The organism is Acinetobacter apis, assembly GCF_900197575.1.
In the GTDB taxonomy this organism is placed as follows: domain Bacteria; phylum Pseudomonadota; class Gammaproteobacteria; order Pseudomonadales; family Moraxellaceae; genus Acinetobacter; species Acinetobacter apis.
This window is the reverse complement of sequence record NZ_FZLN01000001.1, coordinates 651,742-664,964: the sequence shown is the minus strand read 5'-3', so window position 1 is coordinate 664,964 and position 13,223 is coordinate 651,742. Positions and strand designations below refer to the sequence as shown.

Annotated in this window: 13 protein-coding genes; 11 read left to right on the top strand and 2 right to left on the bottom strand. The window is 39.3% G+C overall.

Translation table 11 applies throughout. The features are described from left to right. Positions 1-403: 403 nt before the first annotated feature. Positions 404-571 carry a hypothetical protein gene (locus tag CFY84_RS11255; protein ID WP_088822723.1) on the top strand — a complete coding sequence of 56 codons (168 nt, stop codon included), beginning with the start codon at positions 404-406 and terminating at the stop codon, positions 569-571. A gap of 92 nt (positions 572-663) precedes the next feature. After that, on the top strand, positions 664-789 hold the full coding sequence (gene ykgO, locus CFY84_RS03055) for a type B 50S ribosomal protein L36 (RefSeq protein ID WP_088822722.1): 126 nt from the start codon (positions 664-666) through the stop codon (positions 787-789). 28 nt (positions 790-817) lie between these two features. Here the strand turns inward: ykgO and CFY84_RS03050 are convergent, their stop codons facing one another. After that, positions 818-1,630 carry an A1S_2505 family phage non-structural protein gene (locus tag CFY84_RS03050; RefSeq protein ID WP_088822721.1) on the bottom strand — a complete coding sequence of 271 codons (813 nt, stop codon included), beginning with the start codon at positions 1,628-1,630 and terminating at the stop codon, positions 818-820. Between the two features lie 126 nt (positions 1,631-1,756). On the opposite strand from CFY84_RS03050, the gene uvrB reads away from it, so the two are divergent. From uvrB to proB, 5 genes are all read left to right on the top strand, one after another. Next, complete coding sequence (gene uvrB / locus CFY84_RS03045; protein ID WP_088822720.1) at positions 1,757-3,772, top strand: excinuclease ABC subunit UvrB; 2,016 nt, start codon at positions 1,757-1,759, stop codon at positions 3,770-3,772. Positions 3,773-3,843: 71 nt separating this feature from the next. Next, positions 3,844-4,422 (top strand): lipocalin family protein, encoded by a 579-nt coding sequence (locus CFY84_RS03040; protein ID WP_228149581.1) that lies wholly within the window; start codon positions 3,844-3,846, stop codon positions 4,420-4,422. Positions 4,423-4,529: 107 nt separating this feature from the next. Next, positions 4,530-5,453 carry an EamA family transporter RarD gene (rarD, locus tag CFY84_RS03035; protein WP_088822719.1) on the top strand — a complete coding sequence of 308 codons (924 nt, stop codon included), beginning with the start codon at positions 4,530-4,532 and terminating at the stop codon, positions 5,451-5,453. Positions 5,454-5,631: 178 nt separating this feature from the next. Then, the gene (gene cgtA / locus CFY84_RS03030) at positions 5,632-6,837 is read left to right on the top strand and encodes an Obg family GTPase CgtA (RefSeq protein ID WP_088822718.1); all 1,206 of its coding nucleotides are present in this window, start codon (positions 5,632-5,634) and stop codon (positions 6,835-6,837) included. A 15-nt stretch (positions 6,838-6,852) separates the two neighbouring features. Further along, positions 6,853-7,995, top strand: a complete 1,143-nt coding sequence (proB, locus tag CFY84_RS03025) for a glutamate 5-kinase (RefSeq protein ID WP_088822717.1) — start codon at positions 6,853-6,855, stop codon at positions 7,993-7,995. Positions 7,996-8,040: 45 nt separating this feature from the next. On the opposite strand, the gene CFY84_RS03020 is transcribed toward proB, so the two are convergent. Beyond that, a complete protein-coding gene (locus tag CFY84_RS03020; protein WP_088822716.1) occupies positions 8,041-8,247 on the bottom strand; it encodes a hypothetical protein in 207 nt (68 codons plus the stop codon). 176 nt (positions 8,248-8,423) lie between these two features. Between CFY84_RS03020 and CFY84_RS03015 the strand changes: the two genes are divergently transcribed. The 4 genes from CFY84_RS03015 (at position 8,424) to lepB (ending at position 13,191) form a co-directional block, all read left to right on the top strand. Continuing rightward, entirely contained in the window at positions 8,424-9,611 is a 1,188-nt protein-coding gene (locus CFY84_RS03015) for a DUF1615 family protein (RefSeq protein ID WP_088822715.1), read from the top strand. 17 nt (positions 9,612-9,628) lie between these two features. After that, a complete protein-coding gene (locus tag CFY84_RS03010) occupies positions 9,629-10,270 on the top strand; it encodes an HAD-IB family phosphatase (protein ID WP_088822714.1) in 642 nt (213 codons plus the stop codon). A 219-nt stretch (positions 10,271-10,489) separates the two neighbouring features. Further along, positions 10,490-12,310, top strand: a complete 1,821-nt coding sequence (gene lepA / locus CFY84_RS03005; protein ID WP_088822713.1) for a translation elongation factor 4 — start codon at positions 10,490-10,492, stop codon at positions 12,308-12,310. A gap of 14 nt (positions 12,311-12,324) precedes the next feature. Beyond that, positions 12,325-13,191, top strand: coding sequence for a signal peptidase I (gene lepB / locus CFY84_RS03000; protein WP_088822712.1), 867 nt, complete (start codon positions 12,325-12,327; stop codon positions 13,189-13,191). Positions 13,192-13,223 lie beyond the last annotated feature (32 nt).

Sequence of the window (13,223 nt, the reverse complement as noted above, 5' to 3'; positions counted from 1 at the left end):
AAATACTATTTTTGGTGTTATTTAGGGTGAAATAACAATGAAAAACCATGCTGGGTAAGCATTTCATCAGTATGCGATTAAAATTTGACATGGAGGGTACATGTTTAATTTGATCGTATTTATTTAGTATGAATGATTTTACATAAATATCTTGTCTAAATATGCCTGTTTTCTGAAAAGTTCTTTCAATTGGGCAGAGATTCAATATTTTTTTGAAAATTAATTCAAAAAAACTTTATATGGCGCTGAAAAATGAAGATTATGCATCATGAAATTACCACAGATGAGCAAAAGAGAAGATGGCTTTAGAGATAATCACTTACAAAATAAGCAAAATTTATTCTGCTTAACCTGGTAAATAGGTTTAGAATACCGCGCTATGTTGAAACTGTAGGTTCAATTCATGAATGCGAAAACCAAAAAAAAGGTTGCACTGCCTTTTCCAATGCCAAAAGAAATCCAAGATACTGAAGATGCTGTACACAATCAGGTCAGACCAAAAGACAAACAGTATGCTGACCGAACTTGGGCTGCACCACGTGGTACACGCCGTTCATTTGGTAAAAGATAACCACATGACGCTGATAAAACCCTAGGAATAGGGTTTTTATTTTAGCTCTTTAGTGTTATGTTATAATATAACATTTTAAAAGGAGTGCCTCTATGCAAGTAGTATCATCATTAAAAAGTGCAAAAAAGCGTGCAGCAGACTGTCAGATAGTTCGTCGCCGCGGTAAACTTTATGTGATTTGTAAGTCCAATCCTCGTTTTAAAGCAAGACAAGGCTAATGACCAAAAAGATCCACCAAGTCAGCCCTTAAACTGATTTGGTGAGTCCATGATTAGGGCGATGAATCGGATGTTGTATGTGCAGGTTTTGTTGCCACACAGCGAGTAATTCTTGCTCTGTAAATTGATACAGCTCCATGAGCGCCAACACGACTCCACCAATGAGCTCATTGGCATGCCCATCATCAAATAATGCGTTAAAGTCTGCATCATAATTTTTTAAACGCGCTACAATATCTTGAACTTCATGAACCCTGCCACGTCCAAGGTGATCTTCTGGGTAAAGATTATGTTCAATCACTTGCTCTGCAATCGCTTGATGCGCCATAGATAGCGATGTTTTATTGAGCTCAGCTGTGACATCATCAGCCAACACCAAGTCATGATCCAAAATGGTTTTGAGAAAATCACGGGTAATATCCGGATAAGCTTCTTTCGCATGCTCATCTATATATGGATAAAATGAATAGGGTAGAATCACATTGTCAGAGACGTGTTTGAATAAAGGGGCAATATGTGCAACAGCATGACCTGCGCTTCCACAACCGAGTGCTGTAATAAAATAATAATGCTGCGGATGGTTTTGAGTATAAATTTTAAAATCATCTATATATGCTGCAATTTGTGCAAGCGGTAATGGCTCTAAATCTTCATCTAAAATAGGAATAGCAAAGCTTTGCCCTGACCAACCTTTTGCAACGCCAATTAATGCACCAAAATGCCGTACTGCAATACGTGCTGCGCCTGTTGAATGTTGTCCTTTTAAGTCGCTACCAAAGACAAACACCGTGCTTTCAGGTAACGTGTGAATGATGGTTTCATCATGGTATTGATACGTCATTATTTTTGTTTCTCCATTTGATTTTATATTGTCATTGAAGCTAAGCTATGGTCAATGATACACGTCAAATATTTACATTTATTCTGCATCATATCTAATTATTAATATTAAAAAAGAGAGAACATCTTGAGCGAGCAGCAACCTTTTCAGTTATCCACCAGTTATGAGCCTGCAGGAGATCAGCCTCAAGCCATCGAAAAGCTGGTCACAGGTATTCGGCAAGGCATGCAAAAGCAATTGCTACTTGGTGTCACAGGGTCTGGTAAAACATACACCATGGCCAATGTGATCGCTCAATTGCAACGCCCAACCATTATTATGGCGCACAATAAAACATTGGCTGCGCAGTTGTATAGTGAGTTTAAATCATTTTTCCCAAACAATTCAGTTGAATATTTTGTCAGCTATTATGACTATTATCAGCCTGAAGCTTATGTACCGTCCTCAGACACATTCATCGAAAAAGACTCTGCAATTAATGACCATATCGACCAAATGCGGTTGTCGGCTACTCGTGCATTATTAGAGCGTAAAGATGCCATTGTTGTGGCATCTGTCTCAGCTATTTATGGTTTGGGTGACCATGAAGCTTATATGAAAATGATTTTGCATGTGGTTGAGCATGATCGAGTGAGCCGTGATGAAATTATTCGACGCTTGGTGGAAATGCAATATGTCCGTAATGATTTAGAGTTTTTACGTGGTACTTACCGAATCCGTGGTGAAATTATTGATATTTTCCCCGCAGAATCAGATCAAAATGCGATTCGCATTGAATTGTTTGATGATGAAATCGATTCAATTCGTTGGTTTGACCCAATTAACGGAAAAATGATTAGCCGTGTGCCACGAATTACCATTTATCCAAAGACTCACTACGTTACCCCCAAAGACAATTTACAGCGTGCAATTGGCACCATTAAAGAAGAATTAAAAGAGCAGTTGGCCTTTTTTAAACAGCACGATAAATTACTTGAAGCACAACGTATCGAGCAAAGAACACGTTATGACATTGAGATGCTTCAACAGTTAGGCTATACCAATGGGGTTGAAAACTACTCTCGTCATTTGTCTGGACGTCTGCCGGGTGACCCACCACCGACGTTATTTGATTATTTACCTGCAGATGCTTTACTCATCATTGATGAATCACATGTCACTGTGCCACAAATTGGTGCCATGTATAAGGGAGATCGGTCAAGAAAAGAAAACCTTGTTAATTATGGTTTTCGCTTGCCAAGCGCACTTGATAACCGTCCAATGAAATTTGATGAGTGGGAGCGTATTGTACCAACTACGATTTATGTGAGTGCAACACCTGCCAATTATGAATTAGATCAATCTGAGCAAGTGGTCGAACAGGTGGTACGCCCGACAGGCTTAATTGATCCGGAAATTGAAATACGTCCTGTATTAACACAAGTCGATGACGTGTTATCAGAGATTTATTTACGCCGTGAAATTAATGAACGTGTTTTAATTACGACGTTAACCAAACGCATGGCTGAGGATTTAACCTCTTACTTAAAAGAATACCAAGTGAAAGTTGCTTATTTGCATTCAGACATTGACACAGTAGAGCGCGTTAAAATCATTCATGAGTTGCGTACAGGAATTTATGATGTTTTGGTGGGGATTAACTTATTGAGAGAAGGTCTTGATATGCCTGAAGTCTCTTTGGTTGCAATTTTAGATGCAGACAAAGAAGGCTTTTTGCGTTCAGAACGTTCGCTGATTCAAACGATTGGACGTGCGGCACGTAACGTCAACGGTAAAGCCATCTTATATGGTGATCGGGTGACTGACTCTATGCGTAAGGCCATAGAAGAGACAGAAAGACGCCGTGAAAAACAAATTGAATTTAATCTCAAGCATGGGATTACCCCAAGAAGTACCATCCGACAAAACAAACAAGATATTGATACAGGCGAAGTGTTTTCTGATGATGCGGATGTCGTGTTAATTGAAGACAACCGTTTAACTGCAGATCAGCAATATATTGTCTCTGACCCGAAACTGTTTGCTAAACGTATTAGCAAGTTGGAAAAAGATATGATCAAGGCATCAAAAGAGTTACAGTTTGAGCAAGCGGCTAAAATTCGTGATGAGATTGTTCTTTTAAAATCCAATGCGTTAAAGTAAGTTTGCTTTACATAAAGAAGTCGTTTTTTAATGGGTTTTTCGCTATTTTGAGCAAAAAATAAGAGTGAATGATGATGAAAAAAAAGTATAACAACATTCTGATTCAAATGATGGCGCTATGGTTGCTCACGATTTTGTCTTCATATGCTTTGGCAGCTGATGATGATGCTACACCGATTGAAACAGTACCCTATATTAGCATTGAAAAATATTTGGGCAGTTGGTATGAAATAGCGCGAAAACCCATGTTCTTTCAGCGTGAATGTTTGAAAAATGTTCAAGCGACATACACATTAAATGTCGATGGTAATGTGGATGTGGAAAATAGCTGTGAGAAAAAGGGTGGGGTTAAAAATGTAGCCCGAGGTGAAGCATTTGTCATGAATGCGCCCAGAAATAGTCAGCTGAAAGTCAGTTTTTTACCTGATGCAATTCGTTGGTTACCGATTGGACGTGGTGATTATTGGATTTTAAAAATTGATGATCAATACCAAACTGCGCTTGTGGGTGACCCTGAGCGTAAATACCTTTGGCTATTGTCCCGCACCGCGAAAATTAAGCCAGATGTATGGAATGACTATGTAAAATATGCCAAAAAAATTGGCTATGATGTGTCTGATTTTAATTTGACACCACAAACAGAGCAGTAACATAGTCACACGGCACGGTTAGATAGCATTTTTGTCTTGTACAAAAGTGCTTTTTTATTTTTGTTATACAAAAAGCATGGAACAATGTGCTTGTCATCGAGGGATCCATGGGAAAAGGAATTATATTTTCTGTGTTGGCATCAAGTGTATTTGGTGTTTTATATTTTTATAGTCAATTATTACATCAATTTAATGGTGTACAAGTATTTGGTTGGCGCATGATCGCATTGCTGCCATTTTTGACTTTATTCATGTATTTGACTAAAGATTTGCATCGCATTTGGGAGACATTGCGCCGTGTACAGCGGCAGCCGATGTTACTGCTTGGTATTTTAGCAACATCGGCTTTGGGTGGTGTGCAATTGTGGCTGTTTTTATGGGGTCCCATGAATGGCCGTGGCATGCAAGTTTCGCTCGGTTATTTCCTATTGCCGTTGGTTTTGGTCTTGGTCGGTGCTGTTTTTTATAAAGAAAAACTTTCTATTTGGCAACGCGTGGCTGTGGCATGTGCTGTGCTTGGTGTGGGACATCAAGTTTGGCAAGCTGGCGCAATTGCATGGGAAACAGTATTGGTTGCGGTTGGATATTCTGCTTACTTCTTCTTGCGCCGTTTAATCCAGACAGACCACTTGGGTGGTTTTTGGCTTGATAATCTATTTGCTTTACCTGTCGCATTTTATTTTGTTTCGACATGGCATCAGCCTTGGTCTATTGTGTTTGAGCAACCCAGTTTGATTTTGATTATTACAGGCCTTGGCATATTAAGTGCTGTGGGATTAGGGTCGTATATCTTAGCCAGTCGTTATTTGCCCATGGTGCTATTTGGCTTATTAAGTTATTTAGAACCTGTTTTACTTGCTTTGGCTTCTTTTGCGATTGGTGAGAAAATATCATCTGAAGACTTACTGACTTATATTCCAATATGGTGTGCTGTGGCACTGCTTGTGGTAGAAGGATCTATTCATTTATATAAAAAACATCAATATAATGTACGTATTGCCCAGCAAAAAAAATCATTATCTAAAAAATAACTTAAAATGTTGCGTATTGTCCTATCAATAATTGATGACCAAGTGGCATGAATATGCAGCAATTTTGCTTTAAATTGGCGCATGATGATGGATATAAAATAAATGAGCATATCAATCAGGCGGAAATAAGGTACAATATGCACCATTAATGGTTTGAAAAAAGTTAGAGGATTGGCAAATGCGTTTTGTTGATGAAGCAGTCATTACTGTAGAGGCTGGCGACGGAGGCAATGGCGTGGCCAGTTTTCGCCGTGAAAAATTTGTTCCATTTGGCGGGCCAGACGGTGGTGATGGTGGCCGAGGTGGGAGTATTTATGTGGAAGCAGATGATAATGCCAACACATTAGTAGACTATCGTTATATCCGTAAATTTCGTGGTGAACGTGGTAAAAATGGTTCAGGCGCAAATTGTGCGGGTCGTGGTGCTCCTGATGTAATTTTAAGTGTGCCAATTGGAACCACTGTGGTGGATATTGATTCAGGCGATATTATTGGCGATTTGACTCAAAGTGGTCAGCGCGTTTTAGTGGCTCAAGGTGGTGATGGTGGTTTAGGCAATACGCACTTTAAATCATCAACCAACCGTGCACCACGTAAATTCACCACAGGGATCAAAGGTGAATTTCGTGAAATCCGCTTAGAATTGAAAGTGTTGGCCGATGTTGGTTTATTGGGTATGCCAAATGCGGGTAAATCTACATTTATTCGTGCAGTATCTGCTGCAAAACCAAAAGTTGCCGATTATCCATTTACCACCATGGTGCCTAATTTAGGTGTGGTTGATGCTGACCGTCATCGTTCATTTGTTATGGCCGATATTCCAGGTTTGATTGAAGGTGCAGCAGAAGGTGCAGGGCTTGGTATTCGCTTCTTGAAGCATTTGGCGAGAACCCGTGTTTTACTACATATTGTTGATGTACAACCGATTGATGGTTCAGACCCAATTCATAATGCAAAAGCCATTATGAAAGAGTTGAATAAGTTTTCTAAGGCATTAACGAAGTTGCCAGTGGTATTGGTATTAAACAAACTAGACCAATTAGAAGAAAGCGCCCGTGATGAATGGTGTCAGCATATTATTACTGAGCTGAAATGGGATGGTCCTGTGTTTAGAACATCAGGTTTGATGTCAGAAGGCACCAAAGAAGTGGTGTATTATCTCATGGACCAAATCGAACAACAGCGTGAAAAAGAAGCTGAAAACCCTGAATATGCAGCTGAAATGCAAGCATTTCGTGATCAGCTTGAAGCAGAAACACGTGAGCAAACCTTGGCAGCCAAAGAAGCTTATCGTGAAATGCGTAGATCACAGCGTGAAGACGGTAATGACGACTTTGAAGATGATGACGAAGATGGTGAAATGGAAGTGTTATACGTCCGCTAAGTGCTTGAGGGAAATATGGTAAAGGTCGTCAATGGACATCGACAATTCAATGATTGTAAACGCATTGTAGTGAAAATTGGTTCGTCATTGCTTACAGCAAATGGACAAGGCTTAGATTTAGATGCGATTTCCCATTGGGCGCATCAAATCAGCCAACTACACCATGCAGGTTTAGAAATCATTTTAGTTTCTTCAGGTGCTGTGGCTGAGGGTGTGGTTCGAATGAAATTGGCTGAACGGCCAAATGATTTGCCAAGCTTACAAGCCTGTGCTGCGATTGGACAAATGGGTTTAATCCAAACATGGTCAAGTATTTTAGCAGAACAGCAGATTCAATCTGCTCAAGTACTGTTGACGCATGATGATTTAACTGATCGCAAACGTTATTTAAATGCCAGCCATACTTTGCAGCATTTAATCGATTGGCGAGTGATTCCTGTCATCAATGAAAATGACACGGTGTCAACGCGTGAAATTAAATTTGGTGATAATGACACTTTAGCTGCAATGGTTGCAGGTCAGGTTAATGCTGATCTATTGGTGATTTTAACAGATCAGCAAGGTATGTTTAATGCAGATCCACGCTCACATCCTGATGCTGAGCTTTTGTCAACAGTGCCTGCGCTAGATGATGAGTTATTTGCAATGGCAGGTGACGGTGGTGCATTGGGTCGTGGTGGTATGGTAACCAAAGTACGTGCTGCGCGGTTAGCTGCACGTTCAGGTTGTCCAACTATTGTCGCAAGCGGTGACAGTGACCATGTGTTATCACGTTTAATCCAAGGCGAAGCATTGGGCACACTATTTGTCGTGGATGAAGATCCAATCACAGCGAGAAAACAATGGCTTGCTGCGCACCTACAAACAGCAGGCAGTTTGATTTTAGATCAAGGTGCGATCAAAGCGATTAAAGAACAACATCGCAGTTTATTGCCTGTGGGCGTACAAGTGGTTAAAGGCCATTTTGAACGTGGTGATGTTGTTGAGTGTGTCGATCAGCATGGACTACGCGTGGCTGTTGGGCGTGTAAATTTCAGTTCGCGTTATGCCAATATGGTTAAAGGCTTGTCAACTGAAAAAGTACAACAAGTATTGGGTGCATTTGGTGTGGTAGGGTCACTTGAAATGATCCATCGCGATCAAATGGCGCTGTATTAATTAAATTAAAGTAAGCGTTATTTAAAATAACGCTTACTTTTCTTATCAATTGTCATGGTAGGTAATGGTCATATCAAAAATGGGTTTGCCATCTGTACTATTGACTGTCACTGAACCATCATGAAACATAGAAATTAAGGCGCTGGTCAGCAGTAAGCTGTCATAAGTGACATCTTGTTCTTTTGAATTTCCATTGTGATCTGTTGAAATAATTGAGATTTTAGGTTCAGTTGGGGAGAGGTGTAATTTCATATGAAACCTAAATTGGCTTGCGGTATTATATTATACTCAAAATAAACCATTTGATAAATCAGTCAGGCTGGATACGCTTGACAAAATCCATATACATCCTGCTTAAAAACATCTACAATTCTGCCATCTGGCCAGTCTCTTGCCTGTTTCTTATACTATTTTTTGAGTTTCTTTGTATGAAAAGCTGTTTCTATTTTTCTCGTTTGACCAGTGTTTTGGTCCTTGCGATAGGGCTGGCGGCATGTGGAGATCATTCTTTATTGGCTAAAGATGATACACCTGTCTTGGGTGAAAAAAATATTAGAAATTTAATTCCATCAAGGGTGCAAAATCGTTTGTCTTGGGCAAAAGATATTCAGCAAATTATGGATGAATTGAAGATTGAGCGTTCGAAGCAAAATGTCTGCACCATTATTGCTGTGGTTGACCAAGAGTCTAATTTTGTAGCCAATCCACAAGTTCCGAATTTGGGCAGAACAGCGGTAGAAGAAGTTAATAATCGCTTAGAAGAGAAATTTTCAGATAAACTTGGCGAACGCCTTGGCATACCTGTGGCTAAGTATTTTCAAGATGTGTTGAAAACACAGCCTAGCAAAGAAAACAGTTATTTAAGTCAAATGAAAAAGGTTAAAACTGAAAAAGACCTTGATGTATTATATCGTCAAATTTTTGATTACATGACTAAACATTATCATGTGAGCGCATTTACAGATGCGGCAAGATTAGTTGGGCAAGATATTGCAGAGAAGATGAACCCAATTAATACATTAGGTTCGATGCAAGTCCATATTCATTATGCGAAAGCACATGAACGCAATAATTTAAATATTAATGACCTTCGTGATGACCTATATACCCAAAACGGCGGTTTATATTACGGCATACACCGTTTAATGCAGTATGATGCAAAATACAGCAAACAAATTTACCGCTTTGCGGATTACAACTCAGGGATGTATTCAAGCCGTAATGCAGCAGTGCAACAAGCATTGGCTAAATTAACAGAAACTAAGCTTGATTTAGATGGTGATCTGTTGCTATACAATAAAAATGAAGATGTTCAGTCAGCCAAAAGTCAATCTGAAATTGCAATTAACAAGTTGTTTGCACAAAACGGGGTAGTCATTACAGCCAAACAAGTGCGTTCAGACTTGAAAAAGGAAAAAGAAGTAGATTTTGAAAATACACAGACGTATCTTGCACTTAAAAGTCAGTATTTAGAAAAAACCGGTAAGAAGCTTGCATATGCTATTATGCCTCAAGTGGTCATTTCAGGGCCGAAACTAAGCCGTGACTACAATACAAATTGGTATGCATCAAGAGTGAATACACGATATGAATCTTGTATGCGACGAGCAAAATAAGGTGTGGTTAGATATTCATGGCAGCAGTTAAAAAGAACATCGCTTTTTTTGATTTTGATGGCACATTGTATTTAAAAGACAGTTTTACAGGCTTTGTTTTTTATGTATTGGGGCGCCGTTATGTATTAAAAAAAGGCGTCTTTTTGTTGCCATGGATCAATAAGTATTATTTAGGTTTATATTCTCCGCCTGATATGCGCAAACTGTTGTTTAAAGCGATGTTTGCACAGCAAAAAGAAGCACATGTTTCTCAAGCAGGTGCTCAATATGCAATATCTTTGCTGGCAGATTTAGACCCCAAACTATTGGCACAGCTCAGACAACATCAGGCTTTAGGACATGATGTGGTTTTGGTGTCTGCATCTTTAAACATCTACCTAACACCTTTGGCTGAACTGTTAAAAATGCAGTTAATTTGTACTGATGTTGAAGTATCTAAAGGGCTGTTTACAGGGCACTATGCCACTGCAGATTGTAGTGGTATTGAAAAGAAAAAACGCATTTTACAAGCGTATAATTTATCCGATTATGATGTGATTTATGCCTATGGCAATAGTTTTGAGGATCAAGAAATGTTGGCCTTGGCAGATTGTGCTTATTTGGTCGGTCGTGATACAAAACTACCTATTCTCGTGACAGAGCCTGTTTTAGAGGTTTAATCGACTGTTTTGTTTATCTTTAGTAGGTTGTTTAAATAGCCTAAGCATAACTGTGCTATCGTTAAACCAAAGGCATGTCAAACAAATTTCTCACAAATAATGTGTTTTTAAACAGTGATGCTTTATACTGTGCGACAATTAATGTATTCCAATTTATACACGACGAAGGTACTCTGAATTTTTCAGTACATCAGTGTGTACATCGTATTTGAGTTTTTTATGGCTGTAGCAAAAAAGTCTGTCAATATCAATAATATCCGTAACTTTTCAATTATTGCGCATATTGACCATGGTAAATCGACCTTAGCAGATCGTTTTATTCAAATGTGTGGTGCCTTGCAAGATCGTGAAATGCAAGCGCAATTCTTAGATTCAATGGATATTGAGCGTGAGCGTGGTATTACCATCAAAGCAGCGTCAGTGACCTTGTATTACACGCATCCCAATGGAGAAGAGTATCAATTAAACTTTATTGATACTCCGGGGCACGTCGACTTCTCTTATGAGGTCTCGCGCTCACTTGCAGCTTGTGAAGGGGCTTTGTTGGTTGTCGATGCAGCTCAAGGCGTCGAAGCGCAATCTGTTGCAAACTGCTATACCGCAATTGATCAGGGCCTAGAAGTACTGCCAATTTTAAATAAAATTGATTTGCCTCAGGCTGAACCTGAACGTGTGATTCAAGAAATTGAAGAGATTATTGGCATTGAAGCGGTTGATGCACCGACATGTTCTGCAAAAACAGGTTTAGGTGTTGAAGGTGTATTAGAACGCCTCGTTGAAGTTATTCCTGCGCCAGAAGGTGATCGTGATGCATCATTACAAGCATTGATTGTCGACTCATGGTTTGATAACTATCTTGGCGTTGTATCGCTTGTGCGTATTAAGCATGGTCGTGTACAAAAAGGCGATAAAATGCTGGTTAAGTCGACGGGTAACTCACATGTGATTACTTCAGTAGGTGTGTTTAGTCCAAAGCATACAGAGACTGGAGCACTTGAAGCAGGTGAAGTCGGCTTTATTATTGCTGGGATCAAAAATATCTTTGGTGCGCCAGTGGGTGATACCATTACATTGGTGAATACACCTGAAGTTGCGTCATTACCTGGGTTTAAAAAGGTCAAGCCACAGGTATATGCAGGCTTATTCCCAATTGATGCCAGTGACTTCGAACCATTTCGTGAAGCACTACAAAAACTACAAATTAACGACTCTGCATTATTCTTCGAACCTGAAAGTTCTGATGCGCTTGGTTTTGGTTTCCGCTGTGGCTTCTTAGGCATGCTTCACATGGAAATTGTGCAAGAACGTTTAGAGCGTGAATACAATTTAGATCTCATCACATCTGCACCTACTGTGATTTATGAAGCTGTCACTAAAAAAGGTGAAACAGTTTATATTGACAGTCCATCAAAAATGTTAGATGGCAGTTTGGTTGAAGATTTAAGAGAGCCAATTGCAGAATGCCATATTTTAGTGCCAAAAGAATATTTAGGTAACGTCATTACGCTTGCAATTGAACGCCGTGGTGTACAAAAAGACATGAAGTTTTTAGGTAACCAAGTTTCGATTGTATTTGATATTCCAATGGCAGAAGTGGTCATGGATTTCTTTGATCGATTAAAGTCATGTTCACGTGGTTTTGCATCATTAGACTATAGCTTCACTGGCTTTCAAAGCTCAAACCTCGTTAAGGTTGATGTATTAATCAATGGCGATAAAGTGGATGCTTTAGCCATGATTTGTCATCGCGATGAATCTCGCCATCGTGGTAATGCGCTTGTCGAAAAAATGAAAGAACTGATTCCAAGACAAATGTTTGATGTTGCAATTCAAGCTGCGATTGGAGCACAAATTATTGCGCGTTCCACTGTAAAAGCAATGCGTAAAAACGTTCTAGCAAAATGTTATGGCGGCGATGTATCACGGAAGAAGAAATTACTTTCTAAACAGAAAGAAGGTAAAAAACGAATGAAGCAGGTGGGTAATGTGGAAGTACCACAAGAGGCCTTCCTTGCAGCATTACAAATTGATAAAAAATAAGGTGTAGAAAGCCCATGGATTTTGATTTCACAAACTTATTGCTCGTTCCTGCAGCACTCATTTTATTTGCAATATGGTTGCTTGATAAATTTATTTTCAAGCAGCGTGAAAATAAAGGGCGTGGTAACGAAAACTTTATCATTGCATGGGCTTATGATTTTTGGCCAGTTCTTATGTTTGTTCTAGTGCTCAGATCATTCTTATATGAACCATTTAATATTCCATCTGACTCCATGGTACCTACTCTAGAGACAGGTGATTTTATCTTAGTCAATAAGTTTGATTATGGCATTAAACTGCCTGCACTGAATAAAAAAATCATTGATATTGGTGAGCCTAAGCGTGGCGAGGTTATTGTATTTCGCTACCCATTACAACCAAGCGTGAGTTATATTAAACGTGTGGTTGGTTTACCTGGTGATCATATCCAATACCAATCAGGTGTTTTGATTATTAACGGTCAGCGTATAGCATCTGTGGCGACTGACTTTAATCGTGAAAAAGACAGTCAATCGTCATTTAAAGCAAACTATACGTTAGAAACATTAGGTGAACACAAACATTTGGTGCGCCATTTACAAGACCGCAATCCAGTGATTGAACAGTATAATTATGCAATGAGCACCAATAATCCATCATTAATTCCATTTGTGGCTAAAGACAGTCAAGTCTTTTTACACTCAAATGGCAGTGATTGGGATGTGACAGTCCCAGCTGGGCATTACTTTGCCATGGGTGATAACCGTGACGAAAGCTCAGATGGTCGTTTTTGGGGCTTTGTACCTGAAGAAAATCTAACAGGCCGTGCGTTTTATATTTGGATGCATAAAGAGCCGGGTCTGAAGATCCCAAGCTTTAGCCGAAATGGTAAAATTGACTAATTCGGTCGGATTTTATGATGAAAAGCATGTTA